General features: G+C 65.3%; 23 protein-coding genes. 14 read left to right on the plus strand and 9 right to left on the minus strand.

The annotated features are described in order from the left end of the window. Positions 1-16: 16 nt before the first annotated feature. Entirely contained in the window at positions 17-949 is a 933-nt protein-coding gene (locus B7R93_RS02040; RefSeq protein WP_103019159.1) for a DUF58 domain-containing protein, read from the plus strand. Between the two features lie 10 nt (positions 950-959). Here the strand turns inward: B7R93_RS02040 and B7R93_RS02045 are convergent, their stop codons facing one another. Further along, positions 960-1,541 carry a hypothetical protein gene (locus tag B7R93_RS02045; protein ID WP_232797916.1) on the minus strand — a complete coding sequence of 194 codons (582 nt, stop codon included), beginning with the start codon at positions 1,539-1,541 and terminating at the stop codon, positions 960-962. A 154-nt stretch (positions 1,542-1,695) separates the two neighbouring features. Then, positions 1,696-3,027, minus strand: a complete 1,332-nt coding sequence (locus B7R93_RS02050; protein ID WP_103019161.1) for an AI-2E family transporter — start codon at positions 3,025-3,027, stop codon at positions 1,696-1,698. A 241-nt stretch (positions 3,028-3,268) separates the two neighbouring features. Between B7R93_RS02050 and B7R93_RS02055 the strand changes: the two genes are divergently transcribed. Both B7R93_RS02055 and B7R93_RS02060 read left to right on the plus strand, forming a co-directional pair. Further along, positions 3,269-4,528, plus strand: a complete 1,260-nt coding sequence (locus B7R93_RS02055) for a damage-control phosphatase ARMT1 family protein (RefSeq protein WP_232797917.1) — start codon at positions 3,269-3,271, stop codon at positions 4,526-4,528. 85 nt (positions 4,529-4,613) lie between these two features. After that, complete coding sequence (locus B7R93_RS02060; RefSeq protein WP_103019163.1) at positions 4,614-4,937, plus strand: YhbY family RNA-binding protein; 324 nt, start codon at positions 4,614-4,616, stop codon at positions 4,935-4,937. A 7-nt stretch (positions 4,938-4,944) separates the two neighbouring features. Here the strand turns inward: B7R93_RS02060 and B7R93_RS02065 are convergent, their stop codons facing one another. The 3 genes from B7R93_RS02065 to rnc form a co-directional block, all read right to left on the minus strand. Further along, the gene (locus B7R93_RS02065) at positions 4,945-5,856 is read right to left on the minus strand and encodes an MBL fold metallo-hydrolase (RefSeq protein ID WP_103019164.1); all 912 of its coding nucleotides are present in this window, start codon (positions 5,854-5,856) and stop codon (positions 4,945-4,947) included. A gap of 116 nt (positions 5,857-5,972) precedes the next feature. Then, positions 5,973-6,800 carry an inositol monophosphatase family protein gene (locus B7R93_RS02070; RefSeq protein ID WP_103019165.1) on the minus strand — a complete coding sequence of 276 codons (828 nt, stop codon included), beginning with the start codon at positions 6,798-6,800 and terminating at the stop codon, positions 5,973-5,975. Positions 6,801-6,867: 67 nt separating this feature from the next. Beyond that, entirely contained in the window at positions 6,868-7,599 is a 732-nt protein-coding gene (gene rnc, locus B7R93_RS02075) for a ribonuclease III (RefSeq protein WP_103019166.1), read from the minus strand. A gap of 189 nt (positions 7,600-7,788) precedes the next feature. Between rnc and B7R93_RS02080 the strand changes: the two genes are divergently transcribed. The 7 genes from B7R93_RS02080 to menD all read left to right on the plus strand — a co-directional run bounded on the left by B7R93_RS02080 (position 7,789) and on the right by menD (position 16,737). Next, entirely contained in the window at positions 7,789-9,156 is a 1,368-nt protein-coding gene (locus B7R93_RS02080; protein ID WP_103019167.1) for an NAD-dependent succinate-semialdehyde dehydrogenase, read from the plus strand. Positions 9,157-9,431: 275 nt separating this feature from the next. After that, positions 9,432-10,436: a YbbR-like domain-containing protein gene (locus B7R93_RS02085; RefSeq protein ID WP_103019215.1), complete on the plus strand. Its 1,005-nt coding sequence runs from the start codon at positions 9,432-9,434 to the stop codon at positions 10,434-10,436. 101 nt (positions 10,437-10,537) lie between these two features. Further along, on the plus strand, positions 10,538-11,467 hold the full coding sequence (locus B7R93_RS02090; protein WP_103019168.1) for a hypothetical protein: 930 nt from the start codon (positions 10,538-10,540) through the stop codon (positions 11,465-11,467). 543 nt (positions 11,468-12,010) lie between these two features. Continuing rightward, positions 12,011-12,652 (plus strand): hypothetical protein, encoded by a 642-nt coding sequence (locus tag B7R93_RS02095; RefSeq protein WP_232797918.1) that lies wholly within the window; start codon positions 12,011-12,013, stop codon positions 12,650-12,652. A 60-nt stretch (positions 12,653-12,712) separates the two neighbouring features. After that, positions 12,713-13,390, plus strand: coding sequence for a histidine phosphatase family protein (locus B7R93_RS02100; protein ID WP_103019169.1), 678 nt, complete (start codon positions 12,713-12,715; stop codon positions 13,388-13,390). Between the two features lie 105 nt (positions 13,391-13,495). Then, positions 13,496-14,932, plus strand: coding sequence for an isochorismate synthase (locus tag B7R93_RS02105; protein WP_103019170.1), 1,437 nt, complete (start codon positions 13,496-13,498; stop codon positions 14,930-14,932). Between the two features lie 29 nt (positions 14,933-14,961). Continuing rightward, a complete protein-coding gene (gene menD, locus B7R93_RS02110; RefSeq protein ID WP_103019171.1) occupies positions 14,962-16,737 on the plus strand; it encodes a 2-succinyl-5-enolpyruvyl-6-hydroxy-3-cyclohexene-1-carboxylic-acid synthase in 1,776 nt (591 codons plus the stop codon). 56 nt (positions 16,738-16,793) lie between these two features. Here menD and B7R93_RS02115 read toward each other — a convergent pair whose 3' ends face one another. Then, complete coding sequence (locus B7R93_RS02115; protein ID WP_103019172.1) at positions 16,794-17,693, minus strand: MBL fold metallo-hydrolase; 900 nt, start codon at positions 17,691-17,693, stop codon at positions 16,794-16,796. Between the two features lie 211 nt (positions 17,694-17,904). Between B7R93_RS02115 and B7R93_RS02120 the strand changes: the two genes are divergently transcribed. The 4 genes from B7R93_RS02120 to B7R93_RS02135 all read left to right on the plus strand — a co-directional run bounded on the left by B7R93_RS02120 (position 17,905) and on the right by B7R93_RS02135 (position 22,142). Continuing rightward, positions 17,905-18,819, plus strand: coding sequence for a 1,4-dihydroxy-2-naphthoate polyprenyltransferase (locus B7R93_RS02120; protein WP_103019173.1), 915 nt, complete (start codon positions 17,905-17,907; stop codon positions 18,817-18,819). 13 nt (positions 18,820-18,832) lie between these two features. Beyond that, positions 18,833-19,933, plus strand: coding sequence for an o-succinylbenzoate synthase (gene menC, locus B7R93_RS02125; RefSeq protein WP_103019174.1), 1,101 nt, complete (start codon positions 18,833-18,835; stop codon positions 19,931-19,933). 10 nt (positions 19,934-19,943) lie between these two features. Then, the gene (gene menE, locus B7R93_RS02130) at positions 19,944-21,371 is read left to right on the plus strand and encodes an o-succinylbenzoate--CoA ligase (protein WP_103019175.1); all 1,428 of its coding nucleotides are present in this window, start codon (positions 19,944-19,946) and stop codon (positions 21,369-21,371) included. Between the two features lie 159 nt (positions 21,372-21,530). Beyond that, a complete protein-coding gene (locus tag B7R93_RS02135; RefSeq protein ID WP_103019176.1) occupies positions 21,531-22,142 on the plus strand; it encodes a GNAT family N-acetyltransferase in 612 nt (203 codons plus the stop codon). Between the two features lie 57 nt (positions 22,143-22,199). Here the strand turns inward: B7R93_RS02135 and B7R93_RS02140 are convergent, their stop codons facing one another. The 3 genes from B7R93_RS02140 to B7R93_RS02150 form a co-directional block, all read right to left on the minus strand. Continuing rightward, a complete protein-coding gene (locus B7R93_RS02140) occupies positions 22,200-23,315 on the minus strand; it encodes a SpoIIE family protein phosphatase (RefSeq protein ID WP_103019177.1) in 1,116 nt (371 codons plus the stop codon). Further along, positions 23,294-23,743, minus strand: coding sequence for an ATP-binding protein (locus B7R93_RS02145; protein WP_103019178.1), 450 nt, complete (start codon positions 23,741-23,743; stop codon positions 23,294-23,296). The genes B7R93_RS02140 and B7R93_RS02145 overlap by 22 nt, the downstream gene beginning before the upstream one ends. Positions 23,744-23,808: 65 nt before the next feature. Then, positions 23,809-24,150, minus strand: a complete 342-nt coding sequence (locus B7R93_RS02150; protein WP_103019179.1) for an STAS domain-containing protein — start codon at positions 24,148-24,150, stop codon at positions 23,809-23,811. Positions 24,151-24,560: the final 410 nt, after the last annotated feature.

Consider the following 24,560-nt stretch of genomic DNA (forward strand, 5'->3'; position numbering starts at 1 on the left):
AGTTGCTGTTTTCTTCATGGCCGAATCCACCGCCGCGCGTCGCTATCTCGATCCCGTCGTCGTGTCGCAGCTCGAGACCATGGAGCTGCGGGCCCGTCTGATCGTGGAAGGGTTTATCACAGGGCTGCACCAGAGCCCCTACCACGGCTTCTCGGTCGAGTTTGCCGAGCACCGGCCCTACAACCAGGGCGACGAGCTCCGGCACGTCGACTGGAAGGTGTACGCAAAGACCGATCGCTACTACATCAAGCAGTACGAGGAGGAGACCAACCTCCGCAACTACGTGGTCCTGGACACCTCTGCCTCGATGCGCTACGCGGGCGACAACGAGCTCTCGAAGCTCGACTACGGGTCGTACCTCGCCGCGGGCCTGCACAACCTCATGCTCAAACAGCGGGACGCCACGGGGCTCATCGGGTTTGACGAGTCGGTGCACACCGTCCGACCGCCGAAGGCGACCCAGGGCTACCTGCGGCAGTTGCTGCTCACCCTTGAGCAATTTCACCAGCAGGAGGCCGCCGATCAGCGCACCAACGCGGCCGCCGCACTCGAAGAGGTGGCCGAACGAGTTCAGCGCCGCTCTCTCATCGTCGTGATTACGGACCTCTTCGAAAATGTTGCGGCCCACGAGGACCTTCTGCGGGCCCTGCGTCACCTCCGGCACCGCGGGCACGAGCTCGTTGTTTTCCACGTCCTGGAAGGGCAGACCGAGCGCCAGTTCCAGTTTCCGGACCGGCCCATGCTGTTTCGGGACGTAGAGACCGGGGAGGAGGTGTCGCTCCAGCCTGCCCAGCTCCGTGATCACTACACCGAGGCCGTGGAGCACTTCACCGAAACGTTCCGCCGCAGTTGCCTGGAGCACGACATCGACTTCGCGGAGCTCGACACGAACGAAGCCTACGACACGGCGCTTCTGGAATACCTCAACAAGCGGTCCCGTCTGGTCTGACGGCCCCCCACTACGGGTGGGCGACGGTCTCTGAGGGGGACGCTGTGAATGCGTCCAGGTGATCCAGTAGGGCCGTTCGTGCCTCGGGCTCCGGGAGGGCCACAATCACGGGGCCGTCGCTCGTGCGAATGCAGAGGACCTGCTCCGACATTGCACTGACAAACACCTGTGTGGCGGCGTAGCGGCGGTAGTGGCGGTGGTAGCGCTGGGCCGGAATGAGCGTTGCGTTGTCGACATCGGACGGGGAAAGGGTACAGGTCCGGTCTCCTTGTTGAATCGTCAGCGCGTCCGGGCGATACATTACCCGAACCGCGGGACGAAACCCCACAAGCCCGATTGCGGCCAGCGCCAGGACCGTCCCGACCTGGGTTCCCCAGAATATCGTCTGTCCTGCCGGATGGGCATTGATGACCGAGCCCAGGAGGGCCCAGCTCAGATAATGCGCCATGAGCAAGGCGATCGTGAGGCCCGTCATCGCTACGAGGTAGAGCGCCTCTCCCCGCAGGCGGTCGTTCGTCCAGGCCCGAATTGCACGGCCGAGGAGGGAGGCGCTGGGGCGGTAGGTCCGTGGAGCTTCGAACGTCCGCGTCACAATGTCTGATGAGGATCGGTTGGGAAAAAGCACTCCGTAGGGGGGCACTCGGTGACAAAAGGGACGCAGAATGGTAGTCTGCAAACAGAGACCGGATGCTAACAGTGTGGAAGCAAGTGGGTTGCCCGGTCCTGCGTCCCGAGACGAAAACGTTTCATGGGGTGCCGTATTCGCTCAGGTCGAGTGTTAATTCCTCGCGGCAGGCCCGGTAGCCCGTCATCAGGATGGCGGTCATGGGGACGGCAATCAGGAGGCCGACGACGCCGAGCAACGTCCCGAACGCTAACAGAGAAAACAGCACCAGGAGCGGATGCAGACCAACTTGATAGCTGAGAATCTTCGGCGTTAGCACGCTCTGTTCAAGCAGGCCCTCGCCGAGGAGGACGGCGAGTACGATTACGGCTTTCACCCAGCTTCCGACGATGAGCGCCACCAGGGCCCCCACGGCCATTGTGATGAGGGCGCCGATCTGGGGGATGAGGTTGAGGAGACCGGCGAGCAGCCCGATCAGCAGCCAGAACGGGATGTCAAACAGAAACAGGAGCGCCGACACGTTGATCGTTGCGATTGTGCTGATCAGAAGCTGCCCCCGAAAGTAGCGGCCCACGATGCTCCCGGCCTCCACGAGGTAGTCGCGCCGGCCGCCCGCGGTGGGAAACAGGTCGACCAGGCCCGACTGGACCGTTGGATAGTCCTTGAGGGTGTAAAAGAGAATGACGGGCACGAGGGCGAGAAGCGTGACAATGCCCAGAACCGATCCGAGCGAGGCCACGAGCTCCTCGGCGGCACTGGGCAGACGGCCGGCCTGCTCCTTGATCAAGGCCTGAACCTGCGCGATCACCTCTTCCTTCTGGAGAAGCCCCGCCCCTTCGAGGGTGTCCAAAACTGTGGAGGCTTCTAGCCAAGCGCGCAGGGTTCGAACGGTCCCGAGCACCCGGTCGGACAGGGCCTGTGCCTGGCTGGAAATGCTGGGGGCGAGAATGAGAATGAACAGTACAAAGACGCCCACCACGAGGCTCGTAATCACGAGTGAGGGCAGCCAGCGGGGCACCTGATAGCGCTCCCTGAGCCGCTCGACGAGCGGATTCAGGAGATAGGCCAGGAGGTAGACGGCCGCAAACGGAACGAGGACGCGGTGTACCTTGTCCAGTGTCCAGAGCAGGAGCAAGAGCCCGCCGGAGAGCAGCAGGGCCCGGACGGCCTTGTGCCCGCGAAGGGGCCAGAGGAGAACGATGCCCGCAAGCCCGACGAGGGCCGGGGACAAAAATGCGCTCTCCGGCGGCGGGGTGTGCATCTCGTAGAGCATCACGAGAAAAAGCACGACGCCGCCCGCGACGAGGACCGCTTCGAACGCCACCCTACGAAGCCGTTCCAGCCGAGAAGATGAGGCCACAGAGGAGACCGGGGAAGACGCGTCCGATGCACTGAAGGACGCGGTCGAATCGGAGGACTCCGAGGACTCGGGCGAGGGAGAATCGGGGGCCATGGCACAGGGAGGGGCGTTGACAGACCGACTGCTGCAAACTGCTACCGTCCTGATGGGTTCAGGCCCCCGTTTGTTTTCGGGGGGCGTTTTCGGGGGAGCAGCGTCCCGTAAAGCCGGGAGGCCCGCTCCAAAGTCTGTGCTTTCGACGAAAAGAGAAGAAGAGTCCGACCATCCTGTATGGGCGGGCCGTACGGGCCGGTGATACATCCCGTGTTTCCTCAGTCGCTCCTTTGCCTCGGTCGTGGAGTCCCCCGAATCCTCTGCGTCGCTCCCCGCCCCGCTCCGGGGCACAGACGCGGGCTCGTTTACCCACCACACCATCGCCCGCCGGTGGCCTCGCATCGCGGATCGCGTCGTTGCGGAAAACGACTTTCCGGACGCAATCAATGCTCGTATTCAGGCCCTCCGCAACGACCTTCCGGACGGCTCCATTCGCCCCCTCCGCGACGAGGAGGCCCCCGATGCAGGCCTCTGGACGGAATACGTCGCGCCCCACCGCGGAAAAACCTGGCTGGAGGCCCCCTGGTTCTTCGGCGAAACGTATTTTTACCGCCGCCTCCTGGAGGCGACGGGGTACTTCCGATCCGGAGCAGGGGCGCGGGTGGATCCGTTTGCCTCCCAGAAGGACCAGGGGCTCGTCCAGACGGCGGATCGGATTGGGGCGCTGGCCGAGCGGCGCATGCGGGCTCTGGACGAAGGCGAGGGCGCAGGCCCGGTGCTCACGCGGCTGTTCCGGTCGGCCCTCTGGGGCAACCAGGCAGACCTGAGCATGTGGGCGGCCGACGAGGAGGGACCGGCCCACGACGATGTCGCGCAGGCCGAGGAGCACCTCCTGGTCGATGACACTGCCACGGCGCTCCTGCCTCTCGAGAACCTGGAGCGCCCGGCCCGGGTCGACATCTGGGCCGACAACGCCGGCTTCGAGCTTGTGTCCGACCTCGCCCTGGTCGACGGTCTTCTTGCGGCCGAGGCGGTCGGGCGGGTGACGATTCACCTGAAGGCGCATCCAACGTTCGTATCTGATGCCACCGTCGGCGACGTGCACGCCACAGTTCAGGCCCTGGCCGATGCCGACCGGGCGCCCGTCCGGGCCCTTGCGCGACGGCTGCAAACGGCTCTCGCATCCGGGCGCCTCCGCCTGCGAGATGCCTGGGTGTGGACCTCACCGCTTCGGGCCCGAGCGCTTCCTCTGCACGTTCGGGCCGACCTCGCCCGGGCTGACCTTTTGATCAGCAAGGGGGACGCCAACTACCGACGCCTCCTGGGGGACCGCCACTGGGCCTTCACGACTCCCTTCGAAGAGGCCGTTGCGCCGCTCCCGGTGCCGGTGGTGGCGCTCCGAACGCACAAGTCCGAGGTGGCCGCCGGCCTGTCGCGGTCCCAAGTCGATCGGCTCGACGAGCAAGCCCCAGACTGGTCGGTGAATGGAGAGTGGGGGGTCATTCAGTCTGCCCCGGTCGACCCATCCCCAGCGGCCTTTCGCCCGGCCACCGCGACGTGAGGCGCCGCAGGGGAACGCCCCCGCACCGAGATCGTGAAGAGGAAATCGAAAATCATTGCCCCGCCTCACTCAGATTGCAGACCCCATGCCCGACCGTCTAACATCCCGCCAGCGCGCTCATCTCCGCAGTGAAGCCCACGGGCAGGATCCCCTCGTGCACATTGGCAAGGAGGGGGGGACCGACGCCGTCCTGGAAGCGGTGGAGGAGGCCTTCAATACCCGCGAGCTCGTCACCATTCGCGTGCTCGACAATGCCCCCCGCCCCGTCCGGGAGGTTGCTGAGGCGGTGGCGGACGCCCTGGAAGACGTGCAGGTGGTCCGGACAATTGGGGGAACGGCCCTGTTCTATCGCCCGCACCCCGACGATCCGGAGATCAACCTGCCGGCGCCGGGCGACCAAGACTCGTAGGAAAGGGCTACGACGCCTGCGTCGTCCAGTATCGGTGCAGGCCCTGCGCCGCCATCCAGCTCGGGTTGGCCAGCTCGTACTGCGCCCAGGCGTCGTCGCCGACGCTCTCCGCGGCGGCCTGCTCTCGCATCCAGTCCGTTACGGCGTCCTGGAGGGCCTCCTCGCCGTCGTCCCAGCCGGGCAGGCTCTGTGCGGCCCACTCGTCCGCCGCCTCGAGGGCGGTCTCCAGCCGATGGAGGTGGGCAGAGAGGTCGTCGTAGAGGCCGAAGTGGGTGGGGGCGAGGCGGCGCAGATCGTGGTGGTCGGCCGCGGTCCGGAGCCACGTCAGGCTCTCGCGCCAAGCGTCAAGGTCGATCTCTGGAGGGGCGAGGGGCAACTCGACGTGGTGTTCTCCGGGCATGCGGACGCCGCCCACGTCACCGGTAAAGCAAACGTCCCCGACGACGTAGCTCATGTGGTGCGAGGCGTGGCCCGGCGTGTCGAGGGCGGTCAGCTTCTCGCCTCCCAGCGACACCGTGTCTCCATCGTCCAGTGCGACGAGTTGTGCCTCAGGGACCGGAGGCATCTCTCCCCAGAGCGCGTCCATGTCGTCCCCGTAAATCCGTTCGGCGCTGGTCAGAAGGCGCTCCGGGCTGGACAGGTGCGGCACCCCAATGCGGTGTGCGTAGATCGTGGTGCCGTGGCGGGCGAGGTGGCCCGCGGCCCCCCCATGGTCGAGGTGAACGTGGGTCAGAAAGGCCGCCGAGATGTCTGCCGGCGTAAGGCCACGCTCGGCCAACTGGGCCTGGAGCATGGGAAACGTAGAGCCGGGGCCGGTTTCAATCAGGGCCACGCCGTCGGCGTGCGGAAGAAGGTACGCCGCGATGATGTGCCGCTGATCTTGGAAGTGGAGGTCGAGCGTGTCGATCCGGTCGATCATGACAGGGACACGATGGATGAAGAAGGGAACGCGAGTTGGGGCCAGTGACTTCTCATCGCCGCGGACGAACTGCCGGGGGGGCCACGGCCGGAGTGGCGAGGTCCGGACGGCCCCGATCAGCCGAGGTGGGACACGGCATTGGTGTCCGGCTGGAGCAGATTGCGCACCGTGTCGAGTAGCGCCGCACTGCCGGCCGTCACCAGGCTGCCCCCGAAGACGATGTCGTCGGCATCCGGGTCGAGCGGCTGAGCAGCCCCGCCCGCCTCCCGCACGCAGGGCACCAGGGCGGCCACGTCCCACGGGTGCATGAGGGTGTCCACGGCTGCGTGGGTGCGGCCCCGGGCCACGAGGGCGTGCTGGGTGCAGTCCGTAACGAACCGAAACTTGCCGGCCCGGCGGACCAGTTCGGTGAGGCGGTAGGGGGTCTGGTTGTCCTCTGCCGTCACGTCGGAGCTGTGAAGGGCCGTGGTCGTCACGGTGGCTGCGTCGAGCGACTCGACGGGGTCTGTGCTCACGGCGTGTTCGGCCTCGGCTGTTCGGAACTGGCAGCCCTCCCCCCGAGCGGCGTAGACCGTTTCGTCGAGGGCCGGGAAGTGGATGACCCCCACGACCGGCGTGCCCTCTTCCAGGAGCCCCACGAGTGTGCCGAAGAGGGGCATGCCAATGGTAAATCCGGCGGTTCCATCCACGGGATCGAGGACCCACTGGTAGCGGGCGTCGTCGGGACCACCTTTGCCAAACTCTTCCCCCAATACAGCGTGGTCGGGACGCTCATCGGCCAGGCGCTCGCGCATGGCCCGCTCGGCCTCACGGTCCGCCTCCGTCACCTCCGTGCCGTCGGGCTTGTGGGCGACACTGACGGTACGGAATCGGGGAAGGATTTCACCTTCGGCAATGCGGGCGAGAGTGAGGGCAAGGTCAAGCTCAGAAGCGAGGGAGGACATCAGAGGGGACGTGTTTATTGAGAAACGTGAGCTGAGAGGACGCGTCGGTTCATTGGGCCCAGCAAAATTACGACGCGGGAGGGTCGGTGGTGAGTTCGTCGAGCGTTCGGCGGGCCGCTTGTTGCTCGGCCTCCTGCTTGCTGCCGGCGGTTCCGTGCTCGTAGGCCGTGTCGTCCACCCGCACCTCCACCGTGAAGGTCTTGTCGTGGCTGGGGCCGCTCTCCCGAACGACGTGATACGTCGGTTGAGGACGCCCCTGCGCCTGGAGGGACTCGAGAAGCTGACTCTTGTAGTTTTCGTCCTGGGTCGCCACGGCCCGCAAATCGAGCGGAGCGAGCACCCGATTCCGCACGAACGCTTGCGCGGCCTCGTAGCCCAGGTCCAAGTAGATCGCTCCCACCAGCGCCTCGAACGCATCCGCGAGGATGCTGGGATTGTCGCGCCCGTCTTCTTGGGCCGCATTCTGGCTCATCAGAAGGTGCCGGCCGAGATCGAGACGACGGGCGTAGAGGGCCAGGGGGGTCTCACTAACGAGCCGGGCTCGGAGTCGGGTCAGCGCGCCCTCGTCCTTCTCCGGAAAGCGCTCGTAGAGCACCTCCCCCACGAACACGTCGAGCAGCGCGTCGCCCAAAAATTCGAGGCGCTCGTTCGATTGAAACGTGTAGTCCGGATGGACGCGGAGTAGTGACCGGTGCGTGAAGGCGCGCCGATAGTGGGAACGGTCGTCAATCGGCCGCCCCACGAGATCCTCGACCGCAGACGGGTCGACCTGAACGCCGGACGGAAGAGACGTGCTCATGGGCCGTCGAGATATGGGGTTGGGGATCCGCGCGTTCATTCCCAACGCAAACAGCCTCGTTGGGATCTAGTGAGTCGACGAAGACGCCCCCGAATTGGCGAGGAAAAATCAAGTGTGGGGCCGGATCACCGGTCGTCCGCCGGGCGTGGAATTTCGTGTTGCCTCTCGTTCCATCACCCCTGTTGAGCCATGCCTCTCGTCTCCAAGAATCCCACCACCGAGAATGAAATCGAACGGTATTCCCTGCACACCGACCGAGAGATTGAGCAGTGCCTTGCGCAGGCCAGGTCGGGCTTTGAGGCAAACCGAGACCGTTCGTTCGGGGAGCGGGCCGCGCGGCTGGAGCGGGCCGCGGATCTTCTCGAAGACCGTGCGCCCGCTCTCGGGGCACTCATGACGGAGGAGATGGGAAAGCCCCTTCCACAGGCCCGGGCCGAAGCTGAGAAGTGCGCGTGGGTGTGCCGGTACTACGCGGAGCACGGGGCCGACTTCCTTGCCGACCAGGCGGTGGAGACGCCCGCGCAGAAAAGCTACGTGGCCCATGAGCCGCTCGGGCCCATCCTGGCCGTCATGCCGTGGAATTTTCCATTCTGGCAGGCGTTTCGGTTCGGCGCGCCGGCCCTCATGGCCGGCAACGTGGTGCTGCTGAAGCACGCCCCGAACGTCACCGGGTGCGCCGAGGCGATCGCGGACGTTCTGCGGGAGGCCGGGTTTGCGGACCACGAGCTGCAGGTGCTCCGCGTCGATGAAGAGACGGTCGGGACGATTCTGGAGGACCGACGGGTCCGGGGCGCCACGCTCACCGGAAGTGTGCCGGCCGGAGCGGCGGTTGCCCAGCAGGCGGCGGCTCAGCTCAAGCCGACCGTGCTGGAGCTCGGGGGCTCCGATCCGTTCATCGTCTGTGCCGACGCGGACCTTGAGGAGGCGGCCTCCATCGGGTGCACGGCGCGCATGCAGAACAACGGCCAGAGCTGCATCGCCGCGAAGCGATTCATCGTGACGCGGGCCGTGCTCGACGATTTTCGGGAGCGGTTGGTTGAAAATGTGGCCGCCCTCACCGTCGGTGATCCGACAAACGACGCGACGGATGTAGGGCCGATGGCACGGGGTGACCTGCGCGACATGGTGCACGATCAGGTGGAGCGCGCCCTTGGGGACGGTGCCGTGGCCGTTACCGGCGGACATATGCTCGAGCGGGACGGGTTCTTCTACGCCCCGACTGTCCTTGCGGACGTGGAGCCCGGCACCGTGGCTTTCGAGGAAGAGATCTTTGGCCCGGTAGCGTCCATCACCGCGGCGGACGACGCCGAGCACGCCGTGGCCCTCGCCAACAATACCCGGTTCGGGCTTGGGGGAAGCATCTTTACCGAGGATCTTGAGAAGGGAGAACGGATGGCCCGTGCGCTGGAGGCTGGCTGTGTCTTTGTAAACGAGATGACGAAAAGCGACCCGCGCGTTCCGTTTGGGGGGATCAAGGACAGTGGCTACGGCCGGGAGCTGTCTCACCACGGAATCCACGAGTTTGTGAACGTCAAGACCGTATGGGTTGAGGGATGAGAGGCCCCCCAAGGAGCTTTTCCGAAGGAAACAGATACGGCCCCGCCTGGCATGCATGTTGAAAAGGGGCGCCCGCCCTCCCCACGACGAGCCCGTACGTGTTTCCGCGGAAGGCGAATGGGACTCTGCTCGTTTGGCGAGCCCCGACAGCCGTCGGTGCTCAGGGCAATGACGTGCGTTCACGCAATTGCCTTCGGGACGGGCCCCGAAACGAAGTGGGGCCCCTGTCGTGAAAGCATCCGCTTTTCGTTCCGGACGAATTCCACTTGAGCCTGGTGGCCACCAACTCTGATTCCCAAGGCGCCGTGTTCTGGGACTGGCTGCGTCCCCTCTTTGCCTCGACGGACAACGAACCGCGGCGGGAGCCCCCTCCCCAGCGTGGCATGGCCCTCACGGTGTGCGTGCTGCTCTCCTGCGTCCTCTGGCTGTCGCTCACCCTAGGCGAGCAGCGCACACAGACGGTCCGGTTGCCGGTAGAGGTGACGGAAACCCCGGAGGGGCAAGCCCTCGCCGAGGTGCCCCCGACACACGTGCAGGTGCAGGTGCAGGGCCGGGGGCTCGACCTTCTCCGCCTGCTTTACAGTCCCCCTGTCCTGAAGGTGAACGCCACCACGAGTCAGGTCGACGTGGCGGACATGGTGACCCTTCCGCAGGGAACATCGCTCCAGATTGAGTCCGTCACCCCGGCCTCGTTCGAGATGGCCCTGGAGCCTCCTCAAACCCGAAGAATTCCGGTGCAGAGTCGTGTGGAGGTTGACCTTGCGTCCGACTACGAACTGATTGGGGCCCCGCAGCTCGTGCCCGACTCCGTGGACATAGAGGGGGCGGAGTCGGTGGTGCAGGGGGTCGACGTGTGGCCCACCGCCCCGAGCACCATCGAGAATCTTCAGGACACGGCCGAGGTGCAGGTTCCGCTCGCCGACACGCTTCGTCGGCTCGTAGATGTGCAGCCGAAGGCGGTCCGGATAACTGCGCGGGCGGGCCGGTTTGTGGAAGAGACGAGGGAGGTGGAGGTCGAAGTAACCGGTGTGCCGTCCGGCCAGGATCTTGTGTCGCTTCAGCCGTCCACGGTTCGGATTCGGTATCGGGTCCTGTTTCGTGACCTGTTCAAGGCGCGCCGTGCCTCAGAATTCTTTGCTACCGTCTCGTACGACCAAATCCGGTCCGACACGACCGGATACGTGACGCCACGTGTGCACGTGCCCCCCGATCTTTACATCCGTGACTCGGAGCCCATTCCGTCGCGGCTGCGCTACTACACGTTCGTTTCCGAGCGTTAACGTGAACGGACGGCGAGGGGAATCCCGAGAAAGGCCCCAACGATTGGGAGCGGATTTTTAGGGATCACTGTGGACTCTGAACGTGCACTCGAGGCTGGTCGATGATTTTCTTGGTCTTTGCCGTTGCGGGCAGCGTAGCAATCGGCATGATCTTCAAGCACGCCGGCCGGCAGCAGCTGGACCGAACGGCCCTCCTGACTGTGAATTACGCCGCTGCCGTGGTCGTGGCGGTCGGACTGCTCGGCTTCGGGGGGCGAGAAGTGGAGCAGGGTCTCGTTCTTTCAAAAGAGGTCCTGGCGCTTGGGGCAGGGGCGGGTGTGGTGCTGATTGCCGGGTTTTTTGTCCTCGCGTGGGCCACTGAGGTGGCGGGAATGTCGCTCGCGATCGGGGTCATGCGTGTGTCCGTCGTCGTGCCGTTCGTGGCATCATGGGGCATATGGGGGGAAGTCCCTACTCCGGCGCAGGGCCTCGGGATGGTCCTGGCCATGGGCGCATTTTTCTTGCTCGCGCATCAGCGGTCCCCCTCCGACCCTGTTCCCGCCGGGGCGTCTCCCTCGGCCGAGACGACGGGCATGGCTCGCTCGGTGCTGGCTCGCGTCGACTGGTTCGCCGCAGGAGTGCTCGCGCTTACGTTCTGCTCCGGTGGGGCAATCGACGTGTTGATGAAAACGTTTGAGGAGGACTTTGGGGCCGAGAACAGTCGGGTGTTATTCTTGCTGCTGGCGTTTGGGGTCGCCTTCCTCGTGGGGGCCATCATCGTTGCGTATCAGGGCCTCCAGGACGGCGAATGGCCCACGCTCAGGGCCGTTGGGTGGGGCGTTCTGCTCGGCATTGCGAACTATGCCTCCCTTGAGTTTTTGCTTCGTGCCATTGAAGTCCTTCCAGGTCCGTTCGTCTTCCCGGCGAACAACATTGCCATCATGGTTATTGCGGCCCTGCTGGGGGTGACCGTTTGGGGGGAACGGCTCTCGCGCCCGAATCGCGTCGGCCTGGGGCTGGCCTGTATCGCGCTCGTGTTGCTTGGACTATAGGTTCTTGCCTCTTTTCTCGGTGCGAGCACGCTGGACCTGCCGTCGTTCGTCTGAACACGGGCGGTGGGGATGAGAGATCCTGTTTGGCGGAACGCCTGCGGCCCCCCGGTGAGTATCCGGTCGCTGCGCTCAGGGCGCTCCACCACAAGGTCCACTTGGGCGATTCATCGTCCCTTTGCCTACTGTGTCTCGGCTTTCGGTCAACACGCAAAGCAGGTTCTGAGGGCTACGTTTCGGCGTGTCGTCTCACGTCTGCCCCACGGGCTGGAGTTCAGATGGGTGAAGGGCCCGTTCTGCGTCGGGATGGCGAACAGAGGCAGAGGCCTTCCGCGTGACGTTCGTGTGCCCCTGCTCGCGGCATGTCTCGCGTGCCAGGGACGGGCTTGCTCTTTCAAGAGGGGCTCTTCCAGGAGGGAAAGTCTTTCAACTTTCGGTTTGAATTGAAACCGCGCCCCCCAGCCCCTGTACAGATCTGGCAGTTGTAAAACCCGCAAATGCAGCTGTCGCTTCGCGAGACGTTGATTCTGGTTCACAACGGTCTGGATGGAGGGTTCTTCCACACCTTACATCGACACACCGTACGGTCTTCTTACGGAGGGGGGACGGTGGTACCACGTTACGGAGAAGGGCGTAGAGGAGTACGCCGGGACGGTGCTTGACCACGTGCCGCTGGGGCAGTTGCTCCGCTGGGCGGACACCTGGATCGACTCCGCCCGTACCGTCGTGGTGTGGGTGCTGCCACTGATGCTCTGGGGACTATCCGTGGAGTGGGCAGTGGGGGGCGCGTTTGTATTGTTTACCGCCTGGGCCTCATTGAGCCCGGCCCTTCCGAGTCTTCTGGCGGTGCGGGCCGTGTCGATGCTCGACCATGTGCTCGCGCAGGCGCTCTATTACGTGCTGGCAATGAGTGCCGTTGCGGCCGCCGAGATGTACGGTGCCCTCGGGGCGGGTCTCCTGGGGTTTGTGCTTCTTCGGTGGGGGGTATTGGAATGGGCAATCGGACACGTCGTGCGCCCGTTGCGGCGGTCGCTTTACCCGCTGCCGGTGGCCGACCAGGTGCTGCGGGGACTCATCGTGCGGGTGGCCCTCAAGCACCGCCTCTCCCTGCCGCAGGTGGACGACATCACGAAGAACATCCTCGACAACCTGGACAGTCATCAGGAAACAGACACGGACGCGTCGTGAGGAGGCGTCCAGGCACTCGATGCCCTCGGTTTTCCCCATGCCTCTCCTTCGATTCGCTGTATGAGTGACGATTTGCGACCGGCTCTTACAGATGCGCCGACGTCCCTGTACCTGGTTCGCCACGGCGAAACCGAGTACAACCGACGGGGCGTCATGCAGGGCGGCGGCATTGACAGCACACTCAATGCAACCGGCCGCGAGCAAGCCCGAGCGCTCGCTCACCGGTTTGCTCCGGTAGACGTCGATGCTTTGTACGCCAGCACGCTTCGGCGAGCAATCCAGACGGCCGACATTCTTGCGGCGGAGCACGAGTCGCTCTCCTGTACACGCCTCCAAGACCTGCGTGAAATGGACTGGGGGGTCTTTGAAGGGGAGCCCCCGTCTCCGGAACGGGATGCCTCGGTTGACGCCCTCAAGTCGGCCTGGCGAAACGGCGACTACGACCGTGCCCCGGAGGAAGGCGAGTCCATCCGGGACGTGCAGGGCCGGGTGCGGCGGGCGCTCCGACACATCCTTGCCCAAGAGGAAGGGGGGGCGGCCCTCGTCGTGACGCACGGCCGGTACCTGCGCGTCCTGCTCGCGACCCTTCTCGACGAGTACGGCCTTGAGCACATGTCCCAGTTTGGCCACTCCAACACGTGTGTCAATCACGTGGTCTTTGACGAAGGGCAGACACGGGCCGAACGGCTCAACTGCACCGCTCATCTTGCCGGGAATGGCGCTTCGGCCGCCTCCTAGACCACCTGCCTCGTTCCGCGGGACCAAATTCCGCGGGACGAAGGGGGCGAGCCCACGCCGTTCGTCCCCGCTTGCCCCGGACCCGTTTTTCTCACACATACCTCCATGCTCGATCTCGACCCCACCGTCATTCACGACATCGACAGGGCGGACGACGTGCGGACGGCCCTGGCGGACCAAATTCGCGACACGATCCAGTCGCCCACTGCCTGTGGTACGGTCCGTGTAGGCGTGCCGGTGCCGGGGCCCATGCGTCCCATTGACTGGGTGCGGGCCCAGCCGTCCTCCGAGGCGGTGTACTGGTCGGGGCGAGACGAGGACCGCACGGTGGCTGCGTGCGGTGCCGCGGACGTCGTGTCGGGTAGTGCGGCGCCCGTTGACTACGGGGCCCTCGGCCGTGCCCTGGACGAGCGCCTCGACGAGGCCGGTCCTGGGGTTCGGTACTACGGGGGGATGCGGTTTGACGCCGGGCAGCCCATGGCACAGGGCCGTCCGGACCGTCGCTGGGCGCCGTTTGGAACATATCGCTTCGTCCTGCCTCGGTTTGAGCTGGTGGAGACGGACGGGGCGCTGCGTCTCGTGTGTACCTTGGTGCTTCCCCGCGATGCCGACCGCGCAGACGAAATCATCGGGGCGTTGGGCGTGGCGGCCCTTCCTGGACCCAGCGATCACACGGCCCTCCCGCGGCCGCGGCGACGACAAGACGTGCCGGGTGATGAAGAATGGACCGACATGGTGCGGTGGGCGCTCGACGCGATCGACGGCGGGGCCCTCGACAAGGTCGTGCTGGCCCGGCGTGTGGCCCTTTCGCTCGGCGCGTCGATGGACCCACTCCTCGTGCTGAGTCACCTGGAGCCCGCGACGCCGGAATGCTACCACTTTGCGGTCCGACCGGCGAACGGGGCCGCGTTCGTGGGGGCCTCTCCGGAGCGCCTGTTTCGACGAGACGGCCGGACCGTCGTCAGCGAGGCGGTGGCGGGCACACGGCCGCGGGGGGAGACAGAGCGGGAAGATGAGGCGCTTCGGAACGAGCTCCTGCAGAGCCCGAAGGAGCGTCGGGAGCATGCGTTTGTGAGGGATGCCATCCAGGACGATCTAGCCCGCGTCTGCAGTACGGTCCGTGTTCCCGAGGAGACGGGAGAGCTGGCGCTGGCACGCAGACGTCATCTCCACGCCCGGGTCACCGGCACGCTCCAGCCCGACACGGCGACGGCAGATGTGCTGAAGGCATTGCATCCCACCCCTGCGGTGTGCGGGGTGCCCACCGCTGATGCTGCGGCGGCGATCCGTGCCCAAGAGCCGTTCGATCGAGGATGGTACGCGGGCCCGGTTGGGTGGGTAGGACGCGACGCCGCGGAGTTTGCGGTGGGCCTGCGGGCCGGGCTCGTAGAAGAAACGCAGATCGCCCTGTTTTCGGGGGCGGGAATCGTTGAGGGGTCGGCGCCGGGTCGCGAGTGGAAAGAGATCGAGCAAAAGATTGGCGACTTTGCCGCCATCATGGGCGTGAGCGATCCCCGAATGGCATCCCGGCAATCCTCTTGACTGACTGCTCTGACCAACCACACGGCCCTGTGGCTCCTCCCTCCTGGTCCGTTCTCGACGCGCCCAATCCCACCTACCTGTGGACGCAACTGCTCGTCGAGGAGCTCGTGCGGAGCGGCCTAGAGACCTTTTTTCTCGCGCCAGGGTCCCGATCCACTCCCCTTACCGTTGCCATTGCCCGCCACCCCGAGGCCGACTCGGTGCTGCATGTCGACGAGCGCGGCGCCGCGTTCGCGGCCGTGGGGGCGGCACGCACGGCCCAGGCGCCCGCTGCCTGGGTTACGACCTCCGGCACCGCCGTCGCCAATGGGCTCCCCGCCGTGGTGGAGGCGTCCGTCGACGGCGTGCCGATGCTTCTTCTGACGGCCGACCGTCCCCCAGAGCTGCGCGACACGGGCGCCAACCAAACGATCGATCAGGTGAAGATCTTCGGGGCGTACGTGCGGTGGCAGGCCGACGTCCCCCCGCCGTCCGACAGCGTTGATCCCGCCTACGTCTTGACCACGGCCGATCAGGCACTGCATCGGGCTCGGCGCGCCCCTTCCGGCCCGGTGCATCTGAATTGCATGTTCCGAAAGCCACTGGAGCCGGTGGAGCAAGAGGCATCCGTCGCGATTCCGCCTGCCGTTGAAGAGTGGGCGGCAGACACAGAGCCGTACACACACTACCCGACTCCCAACCCGTCCCCGCCGGGTTCCAAGCTGGATGCCTTGACCGACTCTCTAGGCGGCACCGAGCACGGGCTCGTGGTGGCGGGGCGACTTGATTCGGCCGAGGCGGCCGAGGCGACCCAACGGCTGGCTGTGCACCTCGGCTGGCCGCTCATTCCTGACCTTACGTCCCGCCTCCGGTTGAACGGAGAGGACGGCCCCGGGCAGGTGCCGTACGGGGATCTTGTGTTGACCGCGGAGGCCTTCCGGGAGGCCCATCCGCCGAGGGCGGTTCTGCAGGTGGGGGGGCGTTTTGCCTCGAAGCGGCTGCGTCTTTTCCTTCGTGACAGTGCCCCGGAGACCTGGGCCGTCCTGCGCCCCGCTCCCTCCCGCATCGACCCGGACCACCGCGTGACCCACCACGTGGAGGCGGACGTCCCCGGGGCCGCCGACGCGCTGGTGGAACGGCTCGGTGGAGGGAAGCGCAGCACGGCGTGGCGCGACGCCTGGACCGACGCCAGTGAACGAGCCGGGGCCGTCGTGCAGGCCCACGTGGAGGCATCGGATGTTCTCACCGATCCGCTCGTGGCCACGCTGCTCGCCGAAGAGATGCCGTCGGAGCATGCGCTCGTGGCGGCCAGCAGCATGCCGGTGCGGGACCTCAACCGACACGCCCCCCCAACCGGGACGGGCGGGCCGGCCTACGCCAATCGGGGGGCGAGCGGCATTGACGGGACCGTGGCGACCGCGGCCGGGGTGTCCGAAGGGCGCGACGGCCCGGTGACGCTTCTCATTGGCGACCTTGCCCTCTGGCACGACCTGAATGGGCTGGCCCTTCTTCAAGATCGCCCCGTCGTGGCGATTGTCATCAACAACGACGGAGGGGGCATTTTCCACTTCCTGCCCATCCGGGCACACGACGAGTTCGACCCGTACTTTACGACGCCCCACGGCCGGGACTTTGAACACGCGGCGGCCCTGTTCGGACTGGCGTACCATCGCCCGGAGTCCCCGTCCGCCCTCCGCAGGGCCTACACTCAGGCCTGTCGGTCCGGCGGGGCGGCCCTCATCGAGGTGCAAACCGATCGGGCGAAGAATCGACAGGTCCACGATCGCCTGGAGGCGTCGGCCGAGGCAGCGGTGGAGGACGGGTAATCACGAGCGAACACTCACACACGAGCGAACACCCGGGGGCATCGTCCACGCCGTCGTCACCCCGCCGTCTGTTCCTGGTGGACGGCCTCGATGCAGTCGGCGAGCGACAGGGCCCAGTCGAAGTCGAAGGCCTCGAAGCCCTTCAGCGTTTCCGTTTGTTTCATTTCGTCCAGGGAGGCCCCGGCCTGGCGCTGCTGGGTGACGTACTCGTTGAGCGCCGAGAGAAAGTCGCGCATCACCAGCAGGTCCTCTCGCCCGCCGGTGACCCCAAACTCCGGGTTGCCGTGGCCATGGATGAGAATTGTGTCGTCGTCGAGCGTGTCGTGAATGGTTTCGAGGCTCTCAATCCAGCCTCGGGAGTCGGCCCCGCCGTCGACATCGATGAAGGGATAGGCTCGGTTGAAGACCAGGTCGCCCACGTGGACGATGTTCGCATTCTCGAAGACGACGATTGCGTCTCCGCCCGTGTGGGCGGGGCCGCGGTAGTGAAGCGAAATGGTCTCGTCCCCGAGGGATTCGGACCATGTCTCTTCGAATGTTTCCGTCGGGTACGTCTGGTCGTTGGCCGCTCCCTCGTCGGCGCTGGCCCGCATCAGATCCGGCACGTTGGCGTGGGCCACGAAGCGGTCGGTATACTGCGCGAAGACCCCGTTGCCCCCGACGTGGTCGCCGTGGTGGTGCGTATTGATGACGAGGGAGAGGGGTCCCTGAGACCGGTCGCTGAGGCCGTTCCAGCAGTCGGGGGCCGAATTCGGGGACTGGGTATCCACGACCGCAAGTCCGTCGTCGGTGGCAAGCCACCCGATGGTGCCTCCGCGCTGGGTGAAGGTCCCAATTCCTCCACGGAGAGACTCGAAGCCGTCTGCGGAGGACAGCCAGGAGGGCAGGGACGAGAGAACTGGGGAAGCGGCGAGGGCAAGGCCGCATTGGCGGAGAAATGTACGGCGTGATGGCATGGCGTCGGGAAAACTTGTAGGGACAAGGTGCAGCCCACAGTGTAGCTTCTGTGTGGACCGAATGCCAGCATATTGGTTCGCAAAGAGACGATATTTTCTTCCCTGAGGACCCCACGACGCCAACAGAGGTCGGGATCGTTTGTGTCCTGAGAAGCGTTGAGGCACAGAGTCACAGACAGAACCTCCGTTTTCGTTGAGCCCCTCGTTGCCGATGGACGATCCGACGGATGCCCAAGACGTACGCCGGGCGCGCGTCTGGCTGTGGGCGGCCCGGCCCAAAACGCTTGGGGCGGCCGTGGCTCCTGTGCTCGTGGGGACGGGCATGGCCGTCGAGGCGGGCGCGGGCCATCTTCCCTCGGCGGTATTGGCCCTCGCGGGGGCGATCCTCATTCAGGTTGGGGTGAACTACCACAACGACTACGCCGACTACGTGCAGGGGGCGGACACCCAGGATCGAGTCGGGCCGCTTCGGGTTACGCAGGCCGGACTGGTGTCCCCCGAGACCATGCGACGGGCGACGATTTTGGTCTTCGGCCTTGCTGTGATGGCGGGTCTCTATCTCATCGTGCGGGGAGGGTGGCCCATCCTTGCGGTAGGAGGGGCATCGATTGGGGCGGCGGTCTGGTACACTGCGGGTCGGTACTCCCTCGCGGCCCTTGGGCTGGCCGATGGGTTTGTGTTCGCGTTCTTCGGCCCGGTGGCAGTGGGGGGGACCTACTACGTGCAGGCACTGTCGCTGCCCCTGGAGGTGCTCGTGGCTGGGACCGGGCCTGGGCTGCTCTCGATTGGAATTCTGCTGGTGAACAACGTGCGCGACGTGGCGGAGGACCGTCGGGCGGGGAAACGGACGCTCATCGTACGCTTCGGCCGCCGCTTTGGAGTCGCTGCGTACGGGGGCTGCATGGCCGCGGCCCTGTTGCTCTCGGCGGTTCTCGCGACGGGCGTGCTCGGCACGACCCCTCATCCGTGGGCGGCCCTGCCCCTCGGGCTGTTCCCCCTTGCGATTGAGTCCGTCCGGAGACTGTCCAACACGACAGACCCGCAAAAACTGAACCCATTGCTTGGGGCAACCGGTCGACTTCTCGTGCTTTGGGCCCTTCTGTTCGCCGTCGGCTGGAACCTCTAATGCATCCCCGCCCGTGACGATTTCGGAGAGCGCCCTCTACAGGTACGAGCTTCCGCTCACTGCGCCCCTGCAGGTGGGGGGCGAGCAGGTGGCCCGGCGCCGAGGCGTGCTCGTGCGGCTGGTGGCGGGGCAGGGGGCCGTGGGCTGGGGCGACGCGGCGCCGCTGCCGGGCTTTAGTGACGAGGCACTGGGGGACGTCGAGGAGCACGCCCGTACTGTGCTTCCCCGCTGGACCGGCCGCTCCCTCTTCGACGCCCCCGAGGATCTCGATACGATGCTGGGTGGGCTCTCCTTCGGCGCGGATGCGCCGGCATCCTTTCGGTTTTCGATGGAGAGTGCTCTGGTACAGGTGATCGCTGCGGTTCGCGAGACCTCTCGGCCGGACGTGCTGGGGGCACCGCGACGAGTCGTGGCCCTGAACGCCCTGCTTCCTCGCTCCACGGCAAATGGTCCGGCACAGGCTGTTCGGCGACAGAAAGACGGGTACCGGGCCATCAAAGTGAAGGTCGGGCGTGGGGACGTCGAGGCCGACATTGACCGCGTCCAGGCGATCCGGCGGGCCCTCAACGCTTCCGTTGCCCTTCGTGTAGACGCGAACCGGGCCTGGTCGTACCGTGAGGCCGTAACATTTTCGGAGGGCATCGATGCCCTGAACATCGCCTACGTGGAAGAACCGCTCGCCAATCCGGCGGGCCTCGGAGCACTGATAGAAGACACGGGGCTTCCCGTGGCACTTGACGAGACAACGCGAGAAACGGCGCCGTCGACTCTTCGAGACCTGCCGGACGTGACGGCCGTCGTCCTCAAGCCGACGCTCCTGGGAGGCCTGCGGCGTACGCGAGAGTGGGGCACCGTGGCCCGAGAAACGGATGCTCTCCCTGTCCTCAGTGCTTCCTACGAGTCCGGCGTTGGGCTGCAGATGCTCGTGGCGTTGGCCGCCACCGGCCCGGAGGTGGCCGTGGGCCTATCTACGTACGATCGCCTCGCGGCCGACGTATATGCCCCTCCGCTTCCGCTTGGGGGACCCCGTGTAGACGTGGCCTCGGTCGTGAATCCCTCCACGTCCCAGGTTGCATGGGACCGGCTCGACCTCATCGAACGGTTTTCTGCTTGATCTGCACACCATGGCTGCCGGCCCTCGCGCTCCGTGTCCAATTCGTCGTCAGGCCCAGGCCCGCCCCGACGCCCTGGCGCTCTGGACGCCCGACCGGCGGTGGGCGTACGCCGAGCTCGACGCGGCGGTTGCGGCAACCGGACGGCGACTGCGGGAGCGGGGATGGACCGATGGCACGCGGGTGGCTCTTCGTCTGCCCCGAGGGCCGTCACTGGTAGTGCTACTGTGGGCGCTGTGGCGCGAGGGGGCGGTGGCGGCTCCGATCAGTACTCGCCTCCCGGACGCGGAGGTCCGTCGTGCCACGGAACGGCTCCAGGCGCGCTGTCTGATTGCCCGGGACCGTGGCGCACCGACGACGGGAGGCAGTGTGGAAGAGATCGAACCTCCCGAGTCGCTCGTGGTGCGGGAGGCGGTGGAGGATTCCGCGTCGACGCTGCGCCCGATTCATCGTCGGGCCACCATTCTGTTCACCTCTGGCAGCACGGGCCGCCCGGCCCCCGTCCTCCACTCGTGGGCGAATCACCTGTACAGTGCGAAGGGGGCAAACGCCAATATGCCCCTTCGCGCCGGAGACCGATGGCTGCTTTCGCTGCCGCTGTACCACGTGGGGGGGCTGGCCATTCTCGTTCGGTGTGCACTGGCGGGGGCTGCCGTTGCGGTGCCGGGACGAGACGTGTCCGTTTCGGAGGCGCTGGGCGAGACCGGGGCGTCTCACCTGTCGCTCGTGGCGACCCAGCTTCGTCGTCTCCTGGACGCCCAGGAAGAAGGGACACCGGGGCGGGTGCGCGCTGTGCTCGTGGGGGGCGGGCCCATTCCGTCCGGGCTTCTGCGTCGAGGATACAATCAGGGATGGCCTCTCCACACCAGCTACGGCTCCACCGAGATGGCCTCACAGATCACCACGACTCCCCCTGGGGCGCCGCTCGCGGACCTGCAGACCGCCGGACGCCGCCTCCCGCATCGTCGGGTGCGGATTGGAGAACGGGGGCAGATTCTGGTTGCCGGGCCCTCCCTGTGCGTGGGGGTGATCGAAGGAGATGCCGTCGAAGACCCGCGTGTGGACGGCTGGTACCCAACAGGAGACGTGGGGCACGTCGACGCGCAGGGGCGTCTCCACGTGCAGGGACGGGTTGATCGGCAGTTCGTCTCCGGGGGGGAGAACATTCAGCCGGAAGAGATTGAGGCGGCCCTCGAACAGATCGACGACGTCGAGCGGGCAGTCGTCGTGGCGGTCTCCCACGAGGCCTACGGGCACCGACCGGTGGCCTTCGTCCGGTCGCGTGGTTCCCTGCGGCCGGAGGCCTGGCGACAAGCCCTGTCGGCGTCCCTGCCCAAGTTCAAGCTTCCGGACGCGATGTATGCCCTTCCCGAAGCGGCGGTGGACGACCGGTTGAAGGTGGACCACCGGGCCCTGCGCCAACGAGCCCAAGAGGAATAGAAGAAACGGTGCCCGGGGCCCGGAAGATCAGGAGTGCTTTCTCGAATAGGGGCACGCCTGTTGCATTCGGGGGGGCTGCCCGTTTCCTTAGAAGGCAGCAGCACTCAGCCCAGATGGTCCGCCCTTCGCCTTCTCCCTGAATTTGGAAGCGCTTTCAAAATGAACCCTTCGCCTTCTGTTTCCGAGGTGACGCCGCTGTGTGGAGAGCGTGTCAAGTTCACGCCGCTCCGGATGGAGCACATCCACACGCACTTCCAGTGGAACAATGACCCGGAGCTGAACCGCCTCGACAGTGAGGTGCCGTACGAGGAAGAGTCCTTCGGGGCGTTCAAGGAGCGGTTTGAACGCATGTGTGAAGCGCCGCCCCCATCGAACCGGACGTTCGAGATTCACGCTGACGAAGAAGAAATGCTCATCGGGGTGGCCTACGCGACGCACATCAACCCGCACAGCCGTCACGCGAAGGTCGGCATCACCATCGGCGATCGGGACTACTGGGGGCGAGGCTACGGGCGCGCCTCGTTTGAGATTTTGCTTTCGTACTGCTTCGGTCAGATGGACCTTCACCGGGTCCGCGCAGAGACGTTCGAGTACCACACGGCGTGGCGGGACCTGGTGGAGGGCATGGGGTTTCAGAGAGAGGGGACGGCGCGGGACTCCCTGCACCGAGACGGACGCTACTGGGACAAGGGCCTCTACGCCCTCTTGGAGACGGAGTACCGGGCACGCCGGACAGGCGTCGAACGGGAGGCATCGGTGACGGCTGCCTGACGGGGCCCTCCGGGTTGGGAGGAGCGTGGCCCCCGCGCCACGGCCGTTGAAGGACGGCTATTCCGCCAGGCGCTTCAGCCAGACGACGAGAAGGTCGTCCTCAAAACTGTCAGAGGCACTTTGGGAAAGGACCCCGTCCAACAGGGCCTGAATCGATGACGCGTCGTCGTAGGCGTCCACGGCGAGGTCTCGCACGCCGTCTTCGCCCAACATCCCGCCCTCCTGCGTGTGCTGCTCCGTAAGGCCGTCGGTGTAGGACAACAGCGCAGTACCCGGGTCGAGATCTAGGGAGACCTCCGAGAATGTGATGTCCTCCTCCAGGCCCAAAATCAGGTCGCTGTGTTCGTGCACCGTGGCCCCGTCCGGGGTCATGAGAACGGGCCGACAGTGGCCTGCATTCGCGTACGTGACGGTGTGGGCGTGAGGGTCCCAGTGAAAAAGCAAGAACGTGGCGAACGTATCCTCGAGCACGTCGTCGTTGAGCAGCATGTCGTTTAGCTCCCCCATCAGTGCAGCCGGCGAGGTCGACTCCTCCAACAAGGTGTGGAGGGTGCCCCGCACGTAACTCAGGAAGCTGAAGGCATAGAATTTGGCCCGAAGGCCCTTGCCCATCACGTCCCCGATCGTCAGAAAGTACGTGCCCTTCTCCGTCTCGGTCCAGTCGAAGAGATCGCCACCGCCCTGCTGACGCGATTCACTGTGGAAGTCCAACTCGTAGCCGTCGATGTCCGGGGTGTGGTCCGGAAGCAGGCGGTTGGAAAAGTCGCGTCCGATTTCTGCGTCGAGCTGGTTCTGGAACATGTCGATGCGCTCCAGAAGGCGTTCCACCCGGGAGAGCAGGGTCTCCATGTCGAAGGGCTTGGTGATATAGTCATCGACCCCCTTTCGCTCGCCCTGCTGGCGGGCCTCTTCGTCGGCCCGGGCCGTGAGGAAAATGAACGGGATGACGCGCGTGTTTTTGTCGGCTTGGAGGGCCGACTGCAGCGCGAAGCCGTCCATCTTCGGCATCATGATGTCCGAAATGATGAGGTCGGGGATGGTCTCTTCAATTTGATCCAGGGCCTCCTTGCCGTTCGTGGCCGTGTAGACCTCGTAGTGCTTGCCGAGACGGTACTTCAGGAGCTCCCGAACCGTGCTGTCATCCTCGACAACTAAAATAGTGTGTTCAGCCATGGATCGTGGTCGGAGGGGATGATAAACTTGAATCGGTGAAGGCCGTCCTCCGTCGGCGAGTACGAGAGCTCGTCGGTGCATGCTTCGATGATCCGGAGTCCCATGCCGCGCTCAGGGAAGGCCTCCGGGTCTTCATCGTCGGTCGGGAGGTAGGAGGCAAGGTCGAATCCGTTTGAGTTGTCCAACACGGAGCAGTCCACCTGCTCGGCGTTACAGGTCAGCCGGATTTCGACCCTCGGGGTGTTGTTCTGGAAGTGAGCGTGCTGGTGGAGGTTGGCAATCCACTCGTGGAGCACGAGACACATGCAGTGAAGCGTCTCGTCGTCGACTGTGCCGTTCTGGGCGGGGGGCGGCCAGTCATCAGAAAGCGAACGCACCTCGTCGATTGCACAATCGAGGTCCGTATACGTTTTCGTGAAGGGATTCATAGAACCGGGGGGTGTCCAACGAGGCAGGCCACTGTCGATGCAGAAGCCCGAGGTCGGGCGATCAACTATTCCGCAAATGCCTCGCGGGCCGCTTCCACAGACGGAAATTGACGAAAGACCTTGTACGTTCGGGTGAGCTGGACGACCACCTGGACGGGCTCTGATACGTCTGCAAAGGCGACCTTTCCATCGTCCGGTGAAATGGCCCGGTACAGAGAAAAGATGGACCCGAGACCTGTTGAATCGAGCACCTCTGTGTCGGAAAAATTGAGAATAAATTGCCGAACTCCTTCGTCGACGTGTTCCTGAAACGTTGCTTTAAAGTCGTCTGCGTTCCGGAAGTCGAGGGCCTCTCCGACGTGGATGATTACAGTCTCGGAAGAAGCGGTCTCAGCGTCAAAGCTCATGATGGTGAAGCGAGTCGTCTGGACGGAGAGTGGTGAAGAGAAGGTGCGCCGCAGGAACGCTGGGTGAGGTCTGCGGGAGAGTCTCAGGGCAGGCAGTGTGCTGTGTGGGAGAATCATGCCCCGGCTCTACATGTCAGAAACGACCGTTTCCGTCGCGCCAAGCCCTGTGCGGGCTCCGGCTCGGGGTTGACGTGGGGCCCATCCGCCTGGTGTCTCCTCCTTGTTCGGGCGATCGGCTCTGCATTACGTTCAGAGCGACAAGGGACGTTTTCCTCATCGAAGGATGTTTTACGTATCTCGCTGTAGGACAGGCCGTTCTGAGGGGAAGGAGAGCGGAGGTGTGTCTGAGTCCCCCTGCAACTAAGTGTCAGCAAAATCAGTGCCAAGGTAAAAGACAGGAGTCGGACTGT

The organism is Salinibacter altiplanensis, from assembly GCF_002894645.1.
GTDB classification, from domain to species: domain Bacteria; phylum Bacteroidota; class Rhodothermia; order Rhodothermales; family Salinibacteraceae; genus Salinibacter; species Salinibacter altiplanensis.

Excerpts from the sequence above, each read along its gene's own strand:
- B7R93_RS02065 (WP_103019164.1), bottom strand. The coding sequence starts at position 5,856 with ATGATCGACCGGATCGACACGCTCGACCTCCACTTCCAAGATCAGCGG.
- B7R93_RS02100 (WP_103019169.1), top strand. The coding sequence starts at position 12,713 with ATGAGTGACGATTTGCGACCGGCTCTTACAGATGCGCCGACGTCCCTG.
- B7R93_RS02050 (WP_103019161.1), bottom strand. The coding sequence starts at position 3,027 with ATGGCCCCCGATTCTCCCTCGCCCGAGTCCTCGGAGTCCTCCGATTCG.
- B7R93_RS02120 (WP_103019173.1), top strand. The coding sequence starts at position 17,905 with ATGGACGATCCGACGGATGCCCAAGACGTACGCCGGGCGCGCGTCTGG.
- B7R93_RS02090 (WP_103019168.1), top strand. The coding sequence starts at position 10,538 with ATGATTTTCTTGGTCTTTGCCGTTGCGGGCAGCGTAGCAATCGGCATG.
- B7R93_RS02145 (WP_103019178.1), bottom strand. The coding sequence starts at position 23,743 with ATGAATCCCTTCACGAAAACGTATACGGACCTCGATTGTGCAATCGAC.
- B7R93_RS02135 (WP_103019176.1), top strand. The coding sequence starts at position 21,531 with ATGAACCCTTCGCCTTCTGTTTCCGAGGTGACGCCGCTGTGTGGAGAG.
- B7R93_RS02140 (WP_103019177.1), bottom strand. The coding sequence starts at position 23,315 with ATGGCTGAACACACTATTTTAGTTGTCGAGGATGACAGCACGGTTCGG.
- B7R93_RS02080 (WP_103019167.1), top strand. The coding sequence starts at position 7,789 with ATGCCTCTCGTCTCCAAGAATCCCACCACCGAGAATGAAATCGAACGG.
- menE (WP_103019175.1), top strand. The coding sequence starts at position 19,944 with ATGGCTGCCGGCCCTCGCGCTCCGTGTCCAATTCGTCGTCAGGCCCAG.
- B7R93_RS02060 (WP_103019163.1), top strand. The coding sequence starts at position 4,614 with ATGCCCGACCGTCTAACATCCCGCCAGCGCGCTCATCTCCGCAGTGAA.
- B7R93_RS02070 (WP_103019165.1), bottom strand. The coding sequence starts at position 6,800 with ATGTCCTCCCTCGCTTCTGAGCTTGACCTTGCCCTCACTCTCGCCCGC.
- B7R93_RS02105 (WP_103019170.1), top strand. The coding sequence starts at position 13,496 with ATGCTCGATCTCGACCCCACCGTCATTCACGACATCGACAGGGCGGAC.
- rnc (WP_103019166.1), bottom strand. The coding sequence starts at position 7,599 with ATGAGCACGTCTCTTCCGTCCGGCGTTCAGGTCGACCCGTCTGCGGTC.
- B7R93_RS02115 (WP_103019172.1), bottom strand. The coding sequence starts at position 17,693 with ATGCCATCACGCCGTACATTTCTCCGCCAATGCGGCCTTGCCCTCGCC.
- B7R93_RS02150 (WP_103019179.1), bottom strand. The coding sequence starts at position 24,150 with ATGAGCTTTGACGCTGAGACCGCTTCTTCCGAGACTGTAATCATCCAC.
- B7R93_RS02095 (WP_232797918.1), top strand. The coding sequence starts at position 12,011 with ATGGAGGGTTCTTCCACACCTTACATCGACACACCGTACGGTCTTCTT.
- B7R93_RS02040 (WP_103019159.1), top strand. The coding sequence starts at position 17 with ATGGCCGAATCCACCGCCGCGCGTCGCTATCTCGATCCCGTCGTCGTG.